Annotated in this window: 18 protein-coding genes; 2 read left to right on the forward strand and 16 right to left on the reverse strand. The window is 40.0% G+C overall.

What is annotated here, in order from left to right; all coding sequences use genetic code 11:
• Positions 1 to 14: 14 nt before the first annotated feature.
• Together EWZ81_RS01225 and dnaE are read right to left on the reverse strand one after the other, a co-directional pair.
• Positions 15 to 803, reverse strand: coding sequence for a pseudouridine synthase (locus EWZ81_RS01225; protein WP_165548753.1), 789 nt, complete (start codon positions 801 to 803; stop codon positions 15 to 17).
• Entirely contained in the window at positions 785 to 4,420 is a 3,636-nt protein-coding gene (gene dnaE / locus EWZ81_RS01230; RefSeq protein ID WP_165548754.1) for a DNA polymerase III subunit alpha, read from the reverse strand. Before dnaE ends, EWZ81_RS01225 begins: the two co-directional genes overlap by 19 nt.
• Positions 4,421 to 4,568: 148 nt before the next feature.
• On the opposite strand from dnaE, the gene EWZ81_RS01235 reads away from it, so the two are divergent.
• A complete protein-coding gene (locus EWZ81_RS01235) occupies positions 4,569 to 5,621 on the forward strand; it encodes a cytochrome-c peroxidase (RefSeq protein ID WP_165548755.1) in 1,053 nt (350 codons plus the stop codon).
• A 176-nt stretch (positions 5,622 to 5,797) separates the two neighbouring features.
• Here the strand turns inward: EWZ81_RS01235 and EWZ81_RS01240 are convergent, their stop codons facing one another.
• Genes EWZ81_RS01240 through EWZ81_RS01260 form a run of 5 tightly spaced genes read right to left on the reverse strand, consistent with a single transcriptional unit; the run spans position 5,798 to position 9,795 of the window.
• Positions 5,798 to 6,385, reverse strand: coding sequence for an META domain-containing protein (locus EWZ81_RS01240; protein ID WP_001053529.1), 588 nt, complete (start codon positions 6,383 to 6,385; stop codon positions 5,798 to 5,800).
• A gap of 11 nt (positions 6,386 to 6,396) precedes the next feature.
• Positions 6,397 to 7,074 (reverse strand): hypothetical protein, encoded by a 678-nt coding sequence (locus EWZ81_RS01245; protein ID WP_165548756.1) that lies wholly within the window; start codon positions 7,072 to 7,074, stop codon positions 6,397 to 6,399.
• 2 nt (positions 7,075 to 7,076) lie between these two features.
• A complete protein-coding gene (locus EWZ81_RS01250) occupies positions 7,077 to 7,892 on the reverse strand; it encodes an MlaD family protein (RefSeq protein ID WP_000439506.1) in 816 nt (271 codons plus the stop codon).
• Positions 7,877 to 8,662 (reverse strand): ABC transporter ATP-binding protein, encoded by a 786-nt coding sequence (locus EWZ81_RS01255; protein ID WP_000991536.1) that lies wholly within the window; start codon positions 8,660 to 8,662, stop codon positions 7,877 to 7,879. Before EWZ81_RS01255 ends, EWZ81_RS01250 begins: the two co-directional genes overlap by 16 nt.
• Complete coding sequence (locus EWZ81_RS01260; RefSeq protein ID WP_165548757.1) at positions 8,662 to 9,795, reverse strand: ABC transporter permease; 1,134 nt, start codon at positions 9,793 to 9,795, stop codon at positions 8,662 to 8,664. Before EWZ81_RS01260 ends, EWZ81_RS01255 begins: the two co-directional genes overlap by 1 nt.
• A gap of 133 nt (positions 9,796 to 9,928) precedes the next feature.
• Between EWZ81_RS01260 and EWZ81_RS01265 the strand changes: the two genes are divergently transcribed.
• A complete protein-coding gene (locus tag EWZ81_RS01265) occupies positions 9,929 to 10,624 on the forward strand; it encodes an outer membrane protein (protein WP_053577703.1) in 696 nt (231 codons plus the stop codon).
• 83 nt (positions 10,625 to 10,707) lie between these two features.
• On the opposite strand, the gene ilvE is transcribed toward EWZ81_RS01265, so the two are convergent.
• From ilvE to EWZ81_RS01310, 9 genes are all read right to left on the reverse strand, one after another.
• Positions 10,708 to 11,730, reverse strand: a complete 1,023-nt coding sequence (gene ilvE / locus EWZ81_RS01270; protein ID WP_165548758.1) for a branched-chain-amino-acid transaminase — start codon at positions 11,728 to 11,730, stop codon at positions 10,708 to 10,710.
• 48 nt (positions 11,731 to 11,778) lie between these two features.
• Positions 11,779 to 12,525: an outer membrane protein gene (locus EWZ81_RS01275; RefSeq protein WP_165548759.1), complete on the reverse strand. Its 747-nt coding sequence runs from the start codon at positions 12,523 to 12,525 to the stop codon at positions 11,779 to 11,781.
• 114 nt (positions 12,526 to 12,639) lie between these two features.
• Positions 12,640 to 15,333: a DNA polymerase I gene (gene polA, locus EWZ81_RS01280; RefSeq protein WP_165548760.1), complete on the reverse strand. Its 2,694-nt coding sequence runs from the start codon at positions 15,331 to 15,333 to the stop codon at positions 12,640 to 12,642.
• 65 nt (positions 15,334 to 15,398) lie between these two features.
• Positions 15,399 to 16,628 carry a restriction endonuclease subunit S gene (locus tag EWZ81_RS01285; protein ID WP_165548761.1) on the reverse strand — a complete coding sequence of 410 codons (1,230 nt, stop codon included), beginning with the start codon at positions 16,626 to 16,628 and terminating at the stop codon, positions 15,399 to 15,401.
• The gene (locus EWZ81_RS01290; protein WP_165548762.1) at positions 16,625 to 18,664 is read right to left on the reverse strand and encodes an HsdM family class I SAM-dependent methyltransferase; all 2,040 of its coding nucleotides are present in this window, start codon (positions 18,662 to 18,664) and stop codon (positions 16,625 to 16,627) included. Before EWZ81_RS01290 ends, EWZ81_RS01285 begins: the two co-directional genes overlap by 4 nt.
• A 32-nt stretch (positions 18,665 to 18,696) precedes the next feature.
• A complete protein-coding gene (locus tag EWZ81_RS01295) occupies positions 18,697 to 19,272 on the reverse strand; it encodes a ComF family protein (RefSeq protein ID WP_165548763.1) in 576 nt (191 codons plus the stop codon).
• Positions 19,260 to 19,835: a dTMP kinase gene (tmk, locus tag EWZ81_RS01300; RefSeq protein WP_165548764.1), complete on the reverse strand. Its 576-nt coding sequence runs from the start codon at positions 19,833 to 19,835 to the stop codon at positions 19,260 to 19,262. The genes EWZ81_RS01295 and tmk overlap by 13 nt, the downstream gene beginning before the upstream one ends.
• Before the next feature lies 1 nt (position 19,836).
• Positions 19,837 to 20,310: a pantetheine-phosphate adenylyltransferase gene (gene coaD / locus EWZ81_RS01305; protein WP_001169276.1), complete on the reverse strand. Its 474-nt coding sequence runs from the start codon at positions 20,308 to 20,310 to the stop codon at positions 19,837 to 19,839.
• On the reverse strand, positions 20,310 to 20,873 hold the full coding sequence (locus tag EWZ81_RS01310; protein WP_000780097.1) for a UbiX family flavin prenyltransferase: 564 nt from the start codon (positions 20,871 to 20,873) through the stop codon (positions 20,310 to 20,312). The genes coaD and EWZ81_RS01310 overlap by 1 nt, the downstream gene beginning before the upstream one ends.

The raw sequence follows: 20,873 nt of genomic DNA on the forward strand, positions 1-20,873 counted from the left end.
GCATAACTCAAGCGCTAATCCCCTTTAGTATTAGCCCTATTAGCCATAAACGCATGCAACTCATTGTATTCTTGGCGGTTTAGAAAACGCATTTTCCCTACCGGCAAGGCATTCAAATTCACAAAACCATAACGAACGCGCCTTAAATCCAACACCCCAGCGTTAAAAAACGCAAAAAAACGCCTCAGTTCTCTGTTTTTCCCCTCATTGATGATGACTCTAAGCTTAGAATATTTGGCATGGTTTTTGATGATTTCATAACCAATAAAGGGGGCAAATTCCATGCTTTTAATGGGGGTTTTTTGGTGCGCTCCCTTAGTGGCGTTTTCTAATTTCAAGCCCTCTTGCATCGCGCGCTCCATCTCTCTTGTAACAAAGCCTTGAATTTTAACAAGATACTCTTTTTCTAAATTCGCATGCATTAAAGCGCTCACCACTGCTTTACTATCGCTTAAGAGTAGCACCCCCTCGCTCGCAAAATCCAAACGCCCCACCGGCGCAAAATGGGCGTATTTTTTCTCCAAGCTTTCATAAATCACGCGCCGTTTTAAGGGATCGTTTTTGCTCACTAGTTCGCCCTTTGGCTTGTGATAGATTAGCACGCTGAATTTTTTGTTTTTTAAGGGCTTGATGAGTCGTTTGTCTAAAAACACCTTGTCGTTTTCTTTAACCACGCTAGCGAGTTTGGCATGCTCATGGTTGATTTTCACCCGCCCTTCTAAAACCAATTTTTCAGCCTCTCTTCTTGAGCACTTGGTATAATGGGCTAAAAACTGGTTGATCCTCAAGCTAAATCCCTCCACTCTAACCCTTTAAAATCGTCCTTAATCTTTTCATTTACCATTAAATCGCTTTGGATTTTGAATTGCTTATCTTTATCTTTGATGATCAAATACAAGGGGCGTTTACCCTGGTGTTTTAGAGCGCTCTCTTTGATTTGTCTTAAAAACTCTTTTTTCACATCGTTTTCTAACACGATCGCTAAAGAGCAAGAACTAGAGGCAAGCATTTCAAAGGGGGGGATTTCGCGCACATCTTCTTTTTGCTTGTCAGGGTCTTTATAGCGGGCTTTAGGGATTTTAACCTCCCTAGCGCTCTCTAAATCCAAGATTTCAAAAAGCCTTAATCGCGCCACCTCTTCTTGCTCTTCAATCTTGCATTTAAACACTAAAGGCTTATTAATATCCAACTCTTCTAAGGCGTTTAATTGCTTTTCAAACAGCATGAGTTCAAACTTGCCGTATCGATCCAAAATATCCGCTGTGCCATAAGGCTTACCGCTTCGTTTGCCAATTTTCTTTTTAACTTCCATGATTTTACCGAGCAAATAAGCCTGCGAGCCAATCTCCAACTCTTCAATATCAATGCTTTTGACTAAATTTTTAAAGCCCTTAATTTCTTCTTTAAACTCGTCTAAAGGGTTGCCTGAAACATGGATTCCTAAAGTTTCATACTCACATTCTAAAAGCGTTTTAGCGTCATGTTCGCCCAAATCAACCATATCTAAAATAACCTGCTCTTTGGTTCCGCCCTCCATGGCTCCAAAAAGAGAATTACCCCCTTGCATCATTTCATTAGCCTTGTCTTTAGCGCGCCCGGCATCGCAGATCAGATCCAAGTTAGCGAGCATGGTTTTTCTAGTGTAGCCTAAATTGTCCAAGCTCCCTGATTTCACTAATGGCTCTAAAGATTTTTTAGTGAGTTTAGAAAAATCCACCCGTGAAATAAAATCTTCCAAACTCTTATAATCCCCTTTAGCCCTTTCTTCAATGATGTTTTTAATCGGCTCACCCCCAACCCCTTTAATCGCTCCTAAACCAAACACGATTTTCTTTTCTAACTCGCCCTTTTGGTTTTTAAACTCCGCCACGCTGAAATCTTGCATAGAAGAATTGATGTGTGGGGGCATCACTTCAATTTCTAAAGCCCTGACCTCATCAATATAGCGCGCCACGGATTCAATCTTATTGGATTCGCTAGTGAGCATCGCTGCCATGAACTCATGCTTGTAATAAGTCTTTAAATACGCCGTTTGGAAAGTGATCATCGCATAAGCGGCCGAATGCGATTTGTTGAAACCATAGCCGGCAAATTTAACGATCAAATCCCACAAATTAGCCGCTTTTTGGCCATCATGCCCTAAATTTTTAGCGCCTTCTACAAACTTAGCCTTATTGTCCGCCATAATCTGAGCGTCTTTTTTCCCCATAGCGCGACGGATGAGATCCGCTTCACCCAAACTAAAACCGCCAATAGTTTGCACGATTTGCATCACTTGCTCTTGATAGACAATCGTGCCGTAAGTGGGCTTTAAAATCGGCTCTAATTCTTTAAACGCATAAGTGATAGGCATAATGCCATGCTTTCTGTTCACAAAATCATCTACCATGCCTGATTCCATGGGGCCCGGTCTCCCTAGCGCGATAATGGCGATAATGTCTTCAAAGCTTGAAGGCCTTAAGCGTTTGTTAAGCCCTTGAAACATTCCGGATTCAATCTGGAATATCCCCACCGTATCCCCGCTTTGGATCGTTTTATACACTTTCGGATCGTCCATATCCAACGATAAAAAATCCACGCTAATTTTATGCTGCGTTTTAATGATTTTAAGCGCATCATCAATCACGGTCAAGGTTTTAAGCCCCAAGAAGTCAAACTTAATCAAATCCACCGGCTCTAAATACTTCATGGAATATTGCGTAACGATACCGCCGGTTTTTTCAGAGGCAAACAAAGGGGTTTTGTGCCACAATTCTTTTTGGCTATCCACCACTAAGGCTGCGGCATGCACGCCTGCGTTGCGATTCAAATTCTCTAAATTGAGCGAATACTCCCACACTTGTTTGGCTAATTCATTACTCTCTACTAATTCCTTAATTTTAGGCTCTAATTCCCACGCTCCCTCTATGAACTCGCCATTTTTTTCATAGCCCTTGAGCGTGATGCCTAAGCGGTTAGGAATGAGCTTGGCAAAATCGTCCGCTTCTTTATAAGGCATGTCCAAAACCCTTGCGACATCTCTGATCACGCCTTTAGCCAACATCTTATTAAAGGTGATGACTTGAGCCACATTGTATTTGCCGTATTTTTCAATCATGTACTCTATGATTTCCTTACGCCGGCGCTGGCAAAAATCCGTATCAATATCAGGCATGCTGACTCGTTCAGGGTTTAAAAACCTTTCAAAGAGCAAATCGTATTTCAAGGGGTCAATATCCGTGATTTTTAAAGCAAAAGCCACCAAACTCCCGGCCGCACTCCCCCTACCAGGCCCCACAGGAATGCCCATTTCTTTAGCGTAACGGATAAAATCCCACACGATCAGCATATACCCTGGGAATTTCATGTTCGTGATGACTTCAATTTCTTTTTCTAGCCGCTCTTTATATTGATCATGTTTTTCTTTAGGCACTAAGATTAAGCGCTCTTTCAAGCCTTCTCTAGCCTTATGGGCGAAATAAGAAGCGTCATCTTCAAAATCCAGCCCCTCTTCTTTAGCGTAAGCTTTAGTGAATTTGAAGCTTGGGGGGGTTGGGGGGTTCTTTTTATCGTCTTTTAAATCAATCTCTAAAACGCATTTATCAGCGATTTCTTGGGTGTTTTCTAAAGCTTCTGGAATATCTGCAAACAGCTTCGCCATTTCTTCAGGGGATTTAATGTAAAACTCATGCACGGAGTGTTTCAAGCGCCCCTTATCGTTTAGGGTTTTACCCATCGCTACACACATCGCTACTTCTTGAGCCTTAGCGTCATTGGGCATGGTGTAGTGGGTGTCGTTGGTGGCAATGATTTTTAACCCTGTCTCTAAGGACATTTTAATGACTTGTTCATCAATGAATCGCTGATCTAAAATGCCATGACGCATGATTTCTAAATAAAAATCGTCTTCAAAAATCTCCTGGTATTCGCAAGCGATTCTTTTGGCTTCATCATAGCCTTTAGCCCCATACTTGCGGTTTCTCTCATTGTTAGTATTCAAATGGTAATTGACTTCCCCTTGCAAGCACGCGCTAGAAGCGATAATGCCCTTAGAATGCTCCCTTAGAAGCTTTTTATTGATGCGCGGGAAATAATAAAACCCTTCTAAATACGCCATAGAGCTTAAAAACATCAAGTTTTCATAGCCCTCTTGGTTTTTAGCGAACAGGCACAAATGGAAACGCTGCTTGGTTTCTTTGCTGGAGAGGTTGTCATCGTTATGGATATACGCTTCCATGCCGATGATAGGCTTGATGCCTTCTTTTTTCATGCTCGTGTAAAAATCAATCGCTCCAAACATGTTCCCATGGTCGGTTACGCTCACGCTTTTCATGCCCAATTCTTTAATGCGCTTGGCTAAGATTTTAATCTTGTTCGCCCCGTCCAAAAGCGAATATTCTGTGTGCAAGTGCAAATGCGTAAAAGCTTTATTCTCTTTCATTGTCTAACCCCTATTTGGATTTAACGCCATTATACCTATCGCTCTTTAAAAAACTCTTTATCGGATCGTTTAGTGGTGAATTATTTTAAAATGGTGGTTATAATAAGAAAGTTTTGTCTTATTTTTAATACTATTTTAGGAGTTCATCATGAAAAAATCCATTTTATTGGGCGTTTGCTTGGCTTTTTCTTGCGTTTATGCTTTAAGCGATATGGATTTGATTAAAAAAGCGAAGGAAAGCCAATTAGAACCCATGCCTATGGGCAAAGCGCTCAAAGAATACCAGATCAAAAAAACCAGAGATGTGGGCATTGGCGCTAAAAACAGCGAAATCATGACCTCCGCTCAAGTGGAATTGGGCAAAATGCTCTATTTTGACCCTAGGATTTCCACTTCCTATCTCGTGTCTTGCAACACATGCCATAATCTGGGCTTAGGCGGGGTGGATCTAATCCCAAGTGCCATAGGCTCTCAATGGAAGAAAAACCCCCACCTTTTAAGCTCCCCAACGGTGTATAACTCCGTGTTTAACGATGTGCAGTTTTGGGATGGTAGGGTTACGCATTTAAACGAGCAAGCGCAAGGGCCCATCCAGTCTTCTTTTGAAATGGGGGCTGATCCTAAAGTGGTGGTAGAAAAAATCAATTCCATGCCAGGCTATGTCAAACTCTTTAGAAAAGCTTATGGCACTAAAGTCAAAATTGATTTTAAATTGATCGCAGACAGTATCGCTATGTTTGAAGCCACGCTTATCACCCCAAGCCGTTATGATGATTTTTTAAGAGGCAATCCTAAAGCGCTCAGTAAAGCCGAAAAAGAAGGGCTGGATTTATTCATTTCTAAAGGCTGTGTGGCTTGCCATAACGGCATTAATCTTGGGGGAACGATGCAGCCTTTTGGGGTGGTCAAACCTTATAAATTCGCTAATGTGGGCGATTTCAAAGGCGATAAAAACGGGCTTGTGAAAGTGCCTACTTTAAGGAATATCACCGAAACGATGCCTTATTTCCATAACGGGCAGTTTTGGGATGTCAAAGATGCGATTAAAGAAATGGACTCTATCCAGTTAGGCATTGAAATCAGCGATGCAGAAGCGAAAAAGATTGAAACCTTCTTTGAAGCCTTAAAGGGTAAAAAACCTAAGATAATCTATCCAGAACTCCCTGTAATGACGGACAAAACCCCTAAACCCTCTTTTTGATTTCAAAAAGTCCTTTTAGGGGGCTTTTGGTGCTAAATCTAAAAACGCTCAAAGCATCTTTTGCGATCAATAATCAAAAAGCCAAAAGCAAGCGATAATCCCTTAAAAAGCACTTAAAAATTTCTTTTTAATCCCTAATTTAGTGATCTTAGATCGTTTTGAAATCAAAAACCCACTCAAGGCGTTTTCAAATAAATTTTCATTTTTTGGTTGTCTAAAATGAGCGTGTCCTTACCCTTAGTTACCGTAAAATTACCCTTAAAATTCTCCATAAATTCCAATTCAAACGCCATTAAATGCTCATCTTTACACACTTTTCTTGAAATCCCGCTATCTTCAATCCCAATGTGCCTATCGCCCTGCCATACATAGCTGGCAAAATACCGGTTGCAATAGCCTTTGCCATAAATACGATTTTCTTTTTGATCAAACACAAACTCTCCCATAGAGCTTTTGGGCTTTGGTTTCTTTTTAAAAAGCTCATACCAGCGTTTTCTTTTTTCTTTTTGCTCTTGCTCTTTGGCTTCAATCGCTGTTTTATCTTCAGGCAAAGCGGTATTTAGAGAGGAATCTTGCTCTTCTTCATGCTCTCTAAAAGCGCTATCAGCGAGCATGGTTTCAATGTCATAGACTTGATGGTTCATTTCCACTTTTTGGATATGCCAATCGTTACTAGAAAGTTTTTTATCAAACATTTTTAAAAAAAAACACCCCGAAAAGACACAAGCCGTTAAAACGCTTGCTCCAGCCAATCGTAAATTCAAACAATTCCTCCTTATTTTTTTAATGGGCTTACGCTTTGCGCTTCAATGGCTTTTTTAATCAAAGAAATCGCTTCTTGCATCGCTTGCATGCTGACATGTTGGAGGGATTGTATCGCGCTTTCTTGAAAATCTTGATTGCCATTTTTACTCGTTTTAGTCGTTTTATTTTCCAAGCTAGAAATATTTTCATGCTTAATGATCACTCCAGAATGCGAATCGCCTTTCACGCTAATATCATAGCCTAGTGCGAATTCCGCCCTATAGGTAGAATTTTCTTTTTCTAAAAGAGAAAACGATAAAATCGTAAAACGAACCGCATAAGTTGGCACGCCCGCACCATAAGGGGGCAAAGCCACGCCTAAGCATGCTTTTTGCGCTTCTTGCATGAACATGGTTTTTAACATGTTGCGAGGCAAGTCTATCCATTTTTGGTGTTTCCCATGCGTGATCTGCCCGTCTTGCGCTTTAAACACGATCTCTTTAGTGTTGAATAAATCCGCGCTCAAAATGCTAATGAGCCTTACTTCAGTCAAAGGTTTAGGGCATTGCGTCATTTCAAAAGAACTCGCATTCAAATCATAAGTTCTGATTTCTGGCAGCATTTGTTTTAAATTAATGCTCAAACAACCCTGAAGCAATAGGGCGAACGCTGATGAGAATGAAAAGATTTTTATCGCCGTAGCTCTCATGGTTATTTCCTTTCTCCAAAAATCGTTTTATAGGGGTTAGCATCAAATTTATCTATCAAAGCAGAGCCTTTTTCCACAAAATTATCAATGTTTCTTAAGCTCAACTGCGCTTGCATGATTAAAGGAGTGAACATCGCCTTAAAGTCATATTGCCCCTGTTTGACGCGTTTATCCACATCTAAAGCCACATTATTGACATTAGAAACAAGGTTGTTAGCGTTGTTAATCAAGGAATCAAATTGAGTCTTTCTTGAATCCAAGTTAGCGATGAGATCATCTACTGAGGCGAGAATGTGCTTGAATTTTTCCACATTTTCATCGTCTAAAATCCTATTCACATTCCTAATCGCTTTCATCACTTCTTGCACCACTTGATTAGCATCACCGCTCAAGCGATCCATAAGCCCTTCTTTAAAGATTAAAATCCGCTCCCCTTTATCGCCGCTACCATAAAATTCTTCATTGTGGCTTTGCTCTAAGGCTAAAAATTTTAAACCCATAAACCCTCTAGAAGAAACCGCCACTTTGGAGTCTTTACGGATCTTAACGCTGGATTTGATCATCAAATCCAAACGGACCACCCCCACTTTATCCTTTGCAAAACCCACCTTGATGACATTACCCACTTGAATCCCTTTGTAATTAATGGGCGAGTTGGTCGCAATGCCTCCCAAGTCTTTGTCCGTATAGACCACATATTCATAATACTTTCCGTCATCTAATCCCAAATGGCCTAGCCATAAAATAAAGCCTACCATGCACACTAAGCATAAAAAGAAGAGCCCGCCGATTAAAGTGTAATTCACATGCCTTTCCAAAATTTCTCTCCTCGTGTTGAATTGAATAAATTGCCTTCATCTAGCCCTTGAGTTTGAGCCTTTTTAATAAAATCTTTTAAATCCCCATTAAATTCTAATAGCCCATCTTTGAGCATGATAAATCGATCCACGCAATCATGCACGGAGTCTAAATCATGCGTGATCATCACCACCGTAAGCTGTAAGCTCTCTTTGAGTGTCATGATGAGTTCGTCAAATTTGCCCGCGCTATAAGGATCTAGCCCGCTTGTTGGCTCATCTAAAAATAAGATCTCCGGATTAGTCGCCATAGCCCTAGCTATACCCACGCGCTTTTTCATCCCCCCACTCAATTCATAGGGGTAAAGGTGGTAAGCCCTAGGGGGCAAACCCACTTTTTCAATCCACATTTTAGAAATTTCTTCAACAATTTTTTTAGAATAAGCGCCGTATTGCTCTAGCATCACGCCCACATTTTCTAAAACGGTTAGAGAGCTATAGAGCGCACCAAACTGGAAGCAAATCCCACAGCGGTTAAAAATCTTTTGCTGCTCTCTTTCTTTGAGTTTCCATATATCTTCCCCAAAAAGCAACACTTCCCCCTTTGTAGGGCGATTGAGCAAGATCATGCACCTTAAAAGCGTGCTTTTACCGCTCCCTGAACCCCCTAAAATCGCCATCACTTCGCCCTTATGCACGCTAAAACTCACGCCCCTATGGATAATGGTGCTCCCAAAAGCGCTATGGAGATCCTTCACTTCAATTAAGACTTGATTGTTAATAGCGTTCATTATACATTCAACTTAGAAAAGACAATAGAAAAAACAGCGTCTAAGAAAATGATCCAAAACAAAGCGTTCACGACACTAATAGTGGTCAAGCGCCCAATGCTCTCGGTATCCCCCTTGACTTCAAACCCGCGCATGCACCCTACCATCGCAATCGCAAACCCCCAAAAAGGGGCTTTGACAATCCCTACCAAAAAATGATTCCAGCCCACTGTGTCATGCAGTCTGTCTATATAGCTTGGAAAGCCTAAATCCAATTGGTATTTAATCGCAAACATGCCCCCAAGAATGGCGAACGCATCGGCAATAAACACCAATAAGGGCAAAACAATCACTAAGGCTAACACCCTAGGCAATACTAAAAATTCAAAAGGGTTAAAGCCCATGGTTTTCATTGCATCTAATTCTTCAGTGATCTTCATCACCCCAATTTGCGCAGTAAAACTGCTTGCGCTCCTCCCAGCAACCACAAGGGTTAAAATAAAAGGGCCAATCTCTCTTAAAGCGAGTTTAGCCGTCATTTCTACCGACATTAAAGGCGCGCCCATGTCTTGCAATTGCAAAGCCCCTTGTAAAGCAACGGCAAACCCCACGATAAACACCGTTAAAATACTCACTGGCAAAACCTTAAACCCGGATTCATTGATATGATAGAGCAAAGGAGTGATACAAAAGCGTTTGGGGTTGAAAACGCTTTTAATGAAGTAAAATAAAATCATGCCGCAAAAATTGAACGCGTTTAAAAAGGTGTTATAAGTCTCTACGATACTCTTACCCAATTTAGTGATCATGAGTTCGTATTTTTTGCCCGCTTTTTTAGATTCTAAATCCTCTTCTTTTTTAAGCCAGTCTTTAACCACTTTCAAAGCGCATGCGTTATTCTCGCTCACGTTACACAATTCAATGTTTAAAGAACGCTCCTTAACTAAATCAAATAAAAACATGCCAAAAACAAAATCCACTTTTTGGCACCCTGAAAAATCCATTTTTAAAGGCCCTTGATGATCTAATAAATTTTTTTTCAACTCATCTAAACGAAACACGCTCGTTTTAAAATCCCAATCCCCTCTTAAAATCAGCACAGAGTTCGCCCCATCTTTACGCATCTCTAAAAATTTTTGTTTCTCTGTCTTCATTAAAATATATTCTCTCTCAGATTAGGTAAAATCTATTAACAAAATTTTGTTTGTTAAAACGGCTATTTTAACACAATGATAAAACAAAAGGTTAAACAATACTCTGTTTAATAAAGGATTGATTATTTTTAAAATGTTTAAAAAAATCATTTTTTTTGGTGTTTTCTTAATGGGGGGTTTTGCTGTCTCGCCCCTTGATGCAATGCCTATTTTGCACGATAAAACCCCCAAAAAAAATTACCAAGAAGCCCATGAAAAGCTCTATAGAAGCATCATTAACCGCCAAAAGCTCACGCGCAAAAAAAGCGGATGGTATTTTTTAGGAGGGTTTGGCGCTGTAGAGGCCATTAAGGACTATCAAGGCAAGGAAATGAAAGATTGGATTGCAACGCTCAATTTAAAAACCGGCGTGCAAAGTTTTTTTAAAAAATATATCGGGATTAGGGGGGTTTTTGCATGGGATCTTGGGTCAGGAAAAGTGAATTACCAAAGCCATAAAGATCCTACAAACTCTTTTTTTACCATGCTTGCGGTGGGTTTGGATGTGATTATGGAATTCCCTTTAGGGAGTTATAAGCATTATTTAGGGGCGTTTGGGGGAGCTAGGGGGGCTTTAGTCGTTTATACGGACAAGCAAAATTTCAAGTTTTTTAAACATTCGGTGGTTTCAGGGGGATTAGCGATTAATGGAGGGGTTATGCTCACGCTTTTTTTAAGACACCGCATTGAATTAGGGTTTAAAATCTTACCCACCGCCAGATTGCTTTCTAGCTCCAAACGCTTTGAGACTTCGCCCTTATTTTATGCGGCATACAGCTATAAATTCTAATATTTAAAAATCAAGCTTTTTTATTGCCAACACTCCATTAAAAAAAGCTAAAAAGCTCTTAAAAAGCCTTTTTTTGATTGGTTTTAGCCAACTTCAAAAATCCAATCTTTAGGGGCTTCTTGTTCGCCTTGTTGGATGGATAAAAGCAAATCATAGAGTTGTTTAGTAATATGGCCCGGTGCTTCAAAAAAATAAGACTTGTTGTTGTGCGTGATTTCTTTAATGGGTGTAATGATTGCGGCTGTCCCGCACGCTCCAGCTTCTTTAAACGCGCCCAACTCATCCATTAAAATTTCCCTCTCTTCTACTTTGAGATTCAAATATTCTTTAGCCAAAACCATCAAGCTTTTTCTGGTAACGCTTGGTAAAATGCTTGGCGAATACGGGGTGATAAAGGCGTTATCATGCGTGATGCCAAAAAAATTCGCCGCCCCCACTTCTTCAATCTTAGTGTGCGTGGTAGGGTCTAAATAAATGCAATCATCATAGCCTTGCTCTGTGGCTATTTTATGGGCTAACAGGCTTGCAGCGTAATTCCCCCCTACTTTCACCCCACCGGTGCCTTTAGGCGCGGCCCTATCAAACGCCGTGGTGATAAACCTAGCCCCCCCTTTTTCTATACCCCCCTTAAAATACGCCCCCACCGGTGCACAAAACACGATAAAAAGGTATTCACTGGCCGGCTTCACCCCCAAATTATCCCCCACGCCTATGACAAAAGGGCGCAAATACAAACTCGCCCCGCTTTTATAAGGAGCGAGCCATTTTTGATTCGCTTTCACTACTTCAGCGCATGCTTTTAAAAACAGCTCTTCGCTCACTTTGGGCATGAGCAGTCTTTCGCATGAAGTTTGCAAGCGTTTGGCGTTTTCTAAAGGGCGAAAGAGTAACGCTTTCCCCTTTTGAGAGCGGTAAGCCTTCAAGCCTTCAAAACAAGCCTGCCCGTAGTGTAAGACCGGCGAGCCTTCGCTGAGCTGTAACACGTTTTCGCTCACCAATCCGCCTTGCGACCACGAGCCATTTTTATAAGTGGCGATGAAGCGAAAATCCGTTTTAATGTAGCTAAAACCTAAATTTTTCCAGTCTAAATTTTCTAAATCTGCCATTTCACACCTTTAAAGGATAGTTTAGGTGTGATTGTATCTAAAAAGGGGTTAAAAATCCCTCAAGTAACTGATTTGAAACGCATAAACTCGGCGCACATCAGCCTGTAAGGTGTATCCCTTTTCGTTGGTAAGAGAGAAAAGCTGGTGCGTGATCGTAGGCACTTTAATCCCTAATTCTAGGCTATTGTGTTTAGCGATATGGGTGCGGACCCCAAACTTCCATAAAAACTGGAAATTGGCCGGGCTGTAACTGGAATTGCTGTGGTGTTTTGCATAGTTAGCGATCTCTTTACTGATGCTCGTTGCCCAACTATCCCCGGCCAATTGAATCCCCACCACAAAACCAAAAACCATGTTTTCTTTATTCACAAAATTCCACAGCGTATCCAGCCCCACGCCATAAGTGAATAAATTGATATAGTATTGCCCTTGATAGGAATCCCTCTCCGTTAAAGTCGTCCCCCCAAAACTAAAGCTATTGTAAATAAACCCGCTCTCGCCCACCGGGATACCCTTTTTCATCACGCCAAAGCGGTTGTGCGCGTAGTCAAAAAACCCATAATAACGCATGCCAAACCATTTTTTCTTACCAAAAAATTGCTTATAGCCCACTTCAAAACCCGCTCCTGCATAAGGCGGGAACTTTATCAAAGGTTTTTGCAAGCCGTTGTCATTCACCATTTTAGTCTGATTTTGTATCATGCTCACCTGGTAATTGACTCCCACAAAAGCCGCACTCTCTTCAGCGCTCGCTCCAACACCCAAAACCCCTAATAAGATAATTCTTTTCAACATCCAGTCTTTTCCCTTTATTTTTTGATAATCACTTTGTATAATATTAGCTTAAAATGGCTAAGTATTACTTATAGAGAAATAATAATATATTTTTTCTTAAACTCAATTAAAAAACTACCCTTTTAATTCATTCCAACGCTTAGCCACAAATGCGCTCGTTTCTAACGGCACCCTCAAAGGATAAACTTCATCATTGAGGATGCGTTGGATTTCTTGTTGCAACTCTAAGGCATTTTTTTCTTCAATCTCAAAAATCAATTCGTCATGCACTTGCAAAAGCAGCCTCACCGAAGGGTTATTTTTGAAACGCTCGCTCACTTTGAGCATGCCTAATTTCAACAAATCGCTGGCACTCCCTTGGAAAATCGCATTCACGCCCTCTCGCAAATAATTGCCCTTGATGTGATCATTTGCACCGGTAAAATCAAACACCCGATAACGCCCAAGCAAAGTAAAGGCTTTAGAAGTTTTTAAAATCTCTTCTTTCATGCGGTTTAAATAATCTTTGATGCTAGGGAATCGTTTGAAATACGCTTCTATGTAGCTTTTAGCCTCATTTAAAGGGATGTTTAAAGTTTCGCTCAATTTCTTACTCCCCATGCCATACACCAGCCCAAAATTAATGCTTTTAGCGATGGATCGTTTTTCTTTGGCCAAATCTTCTCCAAACAACGCCTTAGAAGTTTCTAGATGGATGTCTCGCCCCTTTAAAAACGCCTCCATTAAATCCTTATCCTGGCTAAAATGGGCTAATAAGCGCAATTCAATCTGCGAATAATCCACCCCTAGCAAACAATATTCTTTAGAGCTAGCAATAAAGCCTTTACGAATGAGTAAGCCTTTAGGCGATCGCACCGGGATATTTTGCAAATTAGGCGAATGCGAGCTTAAACGCCCGGTAGCTGTGCCGGTTTGGATGAAAGTGGTATGGATTTTATCGTCTTTGTCTTTTAGGCGCAATAAGGGGGTGGTATAAGTGTTAAAAAGCTTATTCAATTCTCTGTATTCTAAAATCAAAGCGATGCTTGGGTGCTTGTCTAGGATTTTTAACAAGCTTTTTTCATCAGTAGAACGGCTTTTATTTTGAGGAAGCTCTAATTTTTCATACAAAATCTCGCTGAGTTGCTTGGGGGAGTTGAGGTTAAAATCCACGCCAATTAGTTCCAAAATTTGGTGCTCTAAAACATGCAATTCATTCTTAAACTCCTGCTCTAAGCGCTTGAAATAAGGCGCATCAATCTTAAAGCCTTGAAATTCCATACCCATTAAAACTTTCATTAACGGCGTTTCAATGTCTCTAGCTAAAGTAAGCAAACCCTCTTCTAGCCCCCCTTTTTCAAAATATTCGCACAAACGCTTTAAAGCGCTTAATTCCAAACTCAATTGCTCTAATTTTTCCACCTTACTTTTTGTCTTAAAATCTTTGATTTTTTCATGCGAAATTAAATCTTCTTTTAAATATTCCTTTAAAACTTCATCAAACCCCACTTTTTCCGGATTCTTTAAAAACGCTAAAATTTGAGTGTCTTGGATGCAAATGTTTTCTAAAGACACCTGGTATTTAGCTTTTAAAAAGCTTAATAAGGGTTTTAAATCATGCCCAATGATGCACGCATGCTGTAACATTTTAAAAAAAGCGTTTTGCAAAAACTCTAAAGAAAAGGGCGAAAACAACGCCTCTTCTAAAGGTAAAAAATAGCCTTGATCTTGTAATAAAAACGCTAGGGCTAGAATTTTTTTTTCTTTATCCAACACCAAACGCATAAAAACCCTTGCGTTAGGGTTTTTTAATTTTTCTAAAAACGCACTCAAAGGCGCGGTGTTTTCTAAAACGATCATGCGCGATTTTTTAGGGGTATTGTCTAATATAGGCACGCTGTTTAATATAGGGGCGTTGTTTAATGTGGGCGCGTTTTCTACAATTAAGGGCGTAGGGGAATTTTCTAAATCCCTTAAAGTGGAAATGAAACCATATTCTTTCAATTCGTCTTTAATTTTCAATAAGGGGTTTTCGCTAGGAAAAGTGCAACTTAAAAAATCAAATTCTTTAATGCATCCTCTTTCTAAAGTGGCTAATTCTTTGCTTAAAAACGCGCTCTCTTTGTCTTGTATCAAGGCTTGATACATTTTAGGACCGAGTAAATTTTTCGCCAAGTCTAAATTTTCATAGATTTTTTCCAAACTCCCTAATCGTTGCAACAATTCCTTAGCGTTCTTGCTCCCAATGCCTTTAACCCCCTTGTAATTATCGCTGCTATCCCCTACAATGCCCTGATAATCCGTGAATTGACTCGGCAAAATCCCGTATTTTTCCACGCAATCCTTCGCCAAAAACTCCGTTTTGCCATCAAAAAGCGCGATTTTATCGCTCAAAAGCTGGTTAAAATCCTTATCTTTAGAATAAATGCGGGTTTTATAAGGGCTTAGCGTGGCCAGGCTTGCGATAACATCATCAGCTTCAAACCCGCTCACCTCCACGCAAACAAAACCCATTTTTTGCAACCATTCTAATGCAATAGGGATTTGTAAAAGCATCTCTTTAGGGGCGTCTTTGCGATTTTTTTTGTATTCGCCTAATTTTTCAGCCCTTTTAGTTTTAGTCTGGCTTTCTAAAGCGAACACGATAAAAGGCATGTTTTTTCTATCTTTATAAAATTTTTTAACCATGCCCACAAGCCCCGTTAAAAGCCCTGTAGGAAAGCCCTTATCATTGGTTAAAGGCTTATTTTTGGCGCTCATGAAATAGCTTCTAAACAAATACGCAAAAGTATCAATTAACGCTAAAGTCCCCTCTTTAAGCTCTTCCATGCATCAACCCTCTTCAATCAAGCAAATTTTAAGTTTATTGTAACACAAGCTTGACCTCATCTCTTTCAAAATAACGAGTCTTTTTGGGTTGGCGTTTCTTGGCTGATGGCTTCTTTTGTAGCTTGTATTTTAGCGCTGCTGTATTGAACCACGCCTTGAATGGTTTGCTTCATCAGGGCGTTGATTAGGGTGCACATGAAGTTAAAATCAATATCCTCAAGGGTTTGAGCGTTAGCGGTGGGTTTTAGGGGTAGAGAAAATTTAAACTCCGCAATGCTTTCTGTTGTAGAGCCTAGCCCCCAAGTCAAGGGTTTTAAAATAAATTGTAAAATCGCGCTTATAAAATGTAAAATTTTAGGGCTTTTGAAAGCAAATTTTGGTTTTAAAACTTTAACCTTATTGCCTGTAAAATAAGGTTGTTTTTGATAAAACACGGTGAAAGTGTCTTGCGCGAACGAAAGGGTATTTTTTTCATTAGTAAATGTAGGGTCATCTACAATAAAGCCTTTTATACCATTGTTGGTTGTAGCACGCACGACATAAGGGTAGCTGTTTTCTATTTGTGTGTCATGGATTTTTATCGTGTTAGCATGATAAATTTTCTTACTTGACAACACTTCAAACAAATCCCCTAATCTGAAACTTTGCCATGTTAAGCCGCATGGAGTATTACCCCCCCTCCCAGAATGGTTGCCATTGAAAACGTTAAGGGCGTTTTCTTCATCGCTAGAAAGGGTGGTGTTTTCTAGCCCTGTAGCTTTTAAATAAGCCTCAAGTTCGGCGAGCCGACACTGCTCAAGTTCGGCTATGAATTTTTCCATGAAATCAAAATCAATATCCTCAAGGGTTTGAGCGTTAGCGGTGGGTTTTAGGGGTAATTGGATTTTTGCAGTTTTTGCCAAGCTCCAATGCCTAGCGTAACCCTTATCAATGATTTTTTTACCCCACATAGTGTTAATGAATAACAAAATCCTTATGCTAAAATCTTTTATAGGCTTTAAAACTTTTACATTATCTGCGATACAAAAATCATTTTTAGCAATATTAAATGTTCTCGTATGGTCCCCAAATACTACCATGCATTGATTATTTTTTAATTTATAACTAGGCTTACAATTCACATAACCAACAATACCATTATTCTTACTATCTGATGTAAATAATGGTATTTTTCCATTTTCAACGCAATCTTTTTTGCTTAATAATTTTGTTGTTTTTTGTAGCTCGTATATGGTTTCGTATGAAAACTCGCCCCACTTAATAGCGTTAAGTTGGCTACTAAGGGGGCCAATCACTTTGGGGGCGTTTGGTTTTTTAAAATCAATCCCACTTCATAAGAAAGGTAATCGGCTATCGTTCTTTTAAAATCCTCTAATTCGGGTTTAGTCTCATTCTTTTGGTGGGCTTCAAAATTAAAGTCTTTAGCATGCTTGCTTTCATGTGGCTTAGCGATAAAATCTTCAATATAGATTGTTTTTAAATCGCCCCACAGCTCTTTAGAAACTTTAGCGTTTAAGCCGGCTTTGTAAATTTTAATGATTTCTTCGTAGCGTTTGGTGGGGTTAGAGGTTTCATTTAAGCCCCTTTTGGTGCGTTTGAAGCCGTCGTTTCTAAAGTCTATGAATTTAACGGGCTTTTCATAATCGTGTGGCTCATGAGCTTTAAAAATATAAACGCTTGTTTGCACCCCGGCTTGAGGCATGAATAAATCGGTAGGCATTTTAATGCTCGCTAAAAGCGAATGTTTTTTTAAAATTTCAACATTGGATTTTAAAGCTTGCCCACTCCCTGCGCTATCTTGGATAATGATCGCTCCTAAAGCGCCTTTTTGCATATACTCTAATCCAAACTTGATAAAAGGCATGCCGTTTTCTTCGTAGCTAAAAGGAGGGTTTAATAAAAGGATATTGGGTTTAAAATCTTCATAAATCTTTTTATTGGTTTCAAAAGTGTTGCCCTTGATGATTAAACTTGAGCCATCGCCTCTTAAAATCATGTTAGTGGTGGCTAGAGAAAACATTTCAGCGTTAAGCTCCACGCCTAAAAGTTGCGTGGTTTTCATGGCTTTGATTTTTTCGTTAGCTATAGTGGTGTTTTTACCATAGGTTTTTTCAATGTCTTCAATCATTAGCACCATAGAAGAAATTAAAAAGCCCGCGCTCCCTGCGGCTAAATCCATCACAAAGGATTTCGCATTAACCCCTAAAAGCTCGCTCATCATTTTAGTTACATAAGGCGGGGTTAAAACAATGCCTAATTCCTTACCATCCCCTAAAGCGTATTTTAAAAATTCGCTATAAAGTTCGCCCATGATGTCTAAATGACCGGTATTGTCGCTTTCATTAATGGGCTTATGGACAAACTCATAAAGAAAGGTAAAAATTTGCTTGGTGATGCTTGAATCTTTTTCTAAAAGCATGCTTATGGCTTTATCCAGGCTCGTTTCTTTATCGCACTGCGGATCTTTACTGATTTCTTTAAAACTAGCGAGCATTAGTTCTCGTTTTTCTTCGCTCAAGTTTTTGGTTTTCAAAAACTCGCCAATTTGGTTAAACACTAAAACGCCATCACGGCTAGTATCGGTTACTTCGCCTTTTAAATCACTTGGTTTTAAACCCTCTTTTTTGCCCTTAATTTCTTGCATGGATAAAAGCATGCCGCTCACATATAGCACGCGCTGAGGCGCTGTGATGTTGTGGTTATGCATCAGGCGGTTGAGTTTTTTAGCGGTTTCGTTCAACTCGGCTTTGGTTTTGATTAAGATAAAATGCTTTTCTTCTTCAGTGAGCGTGCATTCTTTATAAAAAGCGTTAAACGATTCTTGATTTTCTAAAAAATGCAAGTTTTTTGTATTGGTGAGCTTGTGCGAATTGATCCCGCTCGCAAAAACATAATACACTTCTATCAAAAGGTTTTCTTCATCATCGCCGGCTATGCCTATGGCGATGCATTCTTTATATTTTTCTTTATTCCTTAGGATATTTTGAGCGTAGTGTAAAGCCCCATTCACGGCGAATTTTGAAATGGAATGATCATCGTTTGCAACCGTGCTGTTTTTGAGCTTTTTTAAATTTTTAGCGTAGAGTTTGTTTTCTATGATTACAGGGATAACGCTCCCTTTATTTTTAGGGTGCGTGTATTTTTCTAAGCTAAAATCTGGCTCGCCATAAGAAGTTTTATCTTTGGTTTTACTCGCATTCAAAAGAGCGCTTTTAAGGCTAGGACTCATTTGGCTTTTAACATTAAAATCCGTATTTTTCATAAGCCCTAAATTGGTCAATTCTTTTTTGACATAGTCATCCACATCATCTTCTAACCGAAAAGCTTGCATGGTTTTATCCTTTTAAAAAATAAAATTATAACTCATTCATCCGCGCTGCAAAGAGCGATCGCAAAGTGCGCTTTTGTGTTTAGGGTTTTAAGGTATTTTAGGGCTTCTTTTAGGGTGGTGCCGGTGGTGATAATATCATCTAATAAAAAATAATCTAAATTTTTATCGCCTTTGAAGGTGAAATTCCGTGGGTTATTGGCGCGAAATTCTAAGCTTTTCCCGGCATACGAAATAGTATTAGAAGCCCTTAAACGCCCGTAAGTGGGTTTTAAATTGCCTTGACAAAAGCCTTTTAAAAGCGCGGCTGAATGCGCGTAAAAGGATTTGATTTTATCATCAATGGCGATGCCATAAAGGGGGATATTCAAGCCTTGTTCTTGCAGGATTTTCACAAATTCCGCGCCGGCTTTTTGAGAAAGCAAGGGCAAAATGCGAGAGCCAATCAGCGCGTATTTGCTTTTAATGAGTTCTTCTATTTCGCTATAAGCGTAAAAACTATACACGCTCACGCCCTCTAAAACCCTTACCTTTAAGCTTAAGGGCAGATCGTTCAAGCAATTTGGGCAAAGAGGCTTAAAAGAAAGCTTCAAACAAGTTAAACAACGCATTTTATAAAGGCGGTGATTTGTTCGTGCAAGTTTTTAGCGCTTTTTTGAGCGTCTAATTCTAAAACTTCGCACCCGAATTTTTCTTGTAACGCATAAGCGTGGGTTTTGAGCTTTTGCTGGATGGTGAATAATTTTTCTATGCCTTGGTTTTCTATTTTGTCTAAACTTTTAAGGCTTAAGCGCTGTTTTAAGCCCTCTTTGTCTATCACTAAAAGAATGATTTTTTCAGGCAAGACGCTTTGAGTGGCGAGCAGGTTTAATTCCAAGCTTGAAAACTCGCTATAAGCCATGCCAGAGATCAAACTCCTGTCGCTAATGATGAGCTTTTTTTCTTTCAATGCCGGTTTGATCACGCTTTCTGTATGCTCAGCCCTATCGCTTAAAAATAAAAACGCTCTAGCCAATTCGCTGATATTTTCATTTAAAGCGATATGCCTTAAACTTTCGCCCATTCTCGTCCCCCCTGGCTCTTTGGTAAAAAGGGCGTTTTTAAACCGATCTTTTAACAATCCTACTTGAGTGCTTTTGCCCACGCCATCAATACCTTCTAACGCCACATACATTTTAAACCTTTGAAATCAAAGGATAGATTTCTTTAGGCACTAAATGGCTCGCATCGCCCTTATGCGCGATAATGGATCGCACGATAGAAGAGCTAATAAACGCATTTTGTAAAGTGGGCATGAAATACAAGGTTTCTAATTCGTGGTTTAAGGATTTGTTCGCATAGCCCATTTGCAATTCGTATTCAAAATCGCTCACCACCCTTAAACCCCTAACCAACACCTTACAATGGTATTCTTTAGCCAGATTGGCTAACAGCCCTTCAAACGCCACGCATTCTACATTTTTAAAACTTTTAGTGGCCAGTTGCATCATTTTTAAGCGCTCTTTTAAACTGAACATGGGGTTTTTAGCGCTTGAATGCGCCACAGCGACAATGAGCTTTTCAAACAATTCGCTGGATCGATGGATAATGTCTATATGCCCGTTAGTGACCGGATCAAAAGTGCCCGGGTAAATGCCGATTTTTTGCATCAGTTCATTCCCCATCGTGGGTATAAGTCATTTTCTATTCCCAGGCTGTCAAACCACTTCCCCACTAAAAAATCTTGCATCGCTTCTAAAGTCTTGCTCTGGGTGTAATAAGTCATCACAGGCGGCGCAATGATTGCATTAGAATGGGCGAGTTTGAGCAAATTTTCTAACATGATAGCGCTTAAAGGCATTTCTCTGGGGGCAATGAGTAAGGGGCGCTTTTCTTTCAGCATGACAGAGGCGCTCCTAGAGATCAAATCCCCCCCAAAGCCATGCGCGATTTTAGCCACCATGTCCATGCTTGCCGGGATGATCGCCATTTTATGGATACCATAACTCCCTGAAGCGATGCTCGCATGGATGTCTTGCTCGTTAAAAAAAGTGGCACCAGGCCGTAAGTCTTTCATGGCGTTTTTAAGGTTGATATTCGATTCTTCTAACGCCACGACATGCGCGTTTTTAGACGCCACGACAAAAACTTCAATTTCTTTGGGTAATTTCTCTAAAAACCGCAAGGCTAGGGGTATCCCGCTCGCCCCACTGATGCCTAAAACCAATTTCAT

The sequence above is a fragment of the Helicobacter pylori genome (genome assembly GCF_011140715.1).
Classification (GTDB): domain Bacteria; phylum Campylobacterota; class Campylobacteria; order Campylobacterales; family Helicobacteraceae; genus Helicobacter; species Helicobacter pylori_DA.

Coding starts and splice junctions, on each gene's coding strand:
- dnaE (WP_165548754.1), bottom strand. CDS start 4,420: ATGAAAGAGAATAAAGCTTTTACGCATTTGCACTTGCACACAGAATAT.
- EWZ81_RS01245 (WP_165548756.1), bottom strand. CDS start 7,074: ATGAGAGCTACGGCGATAAAAATCTTTTCATTCTCATCAGCGTTCGCC.
- ilvE (WP_165548758.1), bottom strand. CDS start 11,730: ATGGCAGATTTAGAAAATTTAGACTGGAAAAATTTAGGTTTTAGCTAC.
- EWZ81_RS01295 (WP_165548763.1), bottom strand. CDS start 19,272: ATGCGTTGTTTAACTTGTTTGAAGCTTTCTTTTAAGCCTCTTTGCCCA.
- coaD (WP_001169276.1), bottom strand. CDS start 20,310: ATGCAAAAAATCGGCATTTACCCGGGCACTTTTGATCCGGTCACTAAC.
- tmk (WP_165548764.1), bottom strand. CDS start 19,835: ATGTATGTGGCGTTAGAAGGTATTGATGGCGTGGGCAAAAGCACTCAA.
- polA (WP_165548760.1), bottom strand. CDS start 15,333: ATGGAAGAGCTTAAAGAGGGGACTTTAGCGTTAATTGATACTTTTGCG.
- EWZ81_RS01235 (WP_165548755.1), top strand. CDS start 4,569: ATGAAAAAATCCATTTTATTGGGCGTTTGCTTGGCTTTTTCTTGCGTT.
- EWZ81_RS01290 (WP_165548762.1), bottom strand. CDS start 18,664: ATGCAAGCTTTTCGGTTAGAAGATGATGTGGATGACTATGTCAAAAAA.
- EWZ81_RS01275 (WP_165548759.1), bottom strand. CDS start 12,525: ATGTTGAAAAGAATTATCTTATTAGGGGTTTTGGGTGTTGGAGCGAGC.
- EWZ81_RS01310 (WP_000780097.1), bottom strand. CDS start 20,873: ATGAAATTGGTTTTAGGCATCAGTGGGGCGAGCGGGATACCCCTAGCC.
- EWZ81_RS01260 (WP_165548757.1), bottom strand. CDS start 9,795: ATGAAGACAGAGAAACAAAAATTTTTAGAGATGCGTAAAGATGGGGCG.
- EWZ81_RS01265 (WP_053577703.1), top strand. CDS start 9,929: ATGTTTAAAAAAATCATTTTTTTTGGTGTTTTCTTAATGGGGGGTTTT.
- EWZ81_RS01255 (WP_000991536.1), bottom strand. CDS start 8,662: ATGAACGCTATTAACAATCAAGTCTTAATTGAAGTGAAGGATCTCCAT.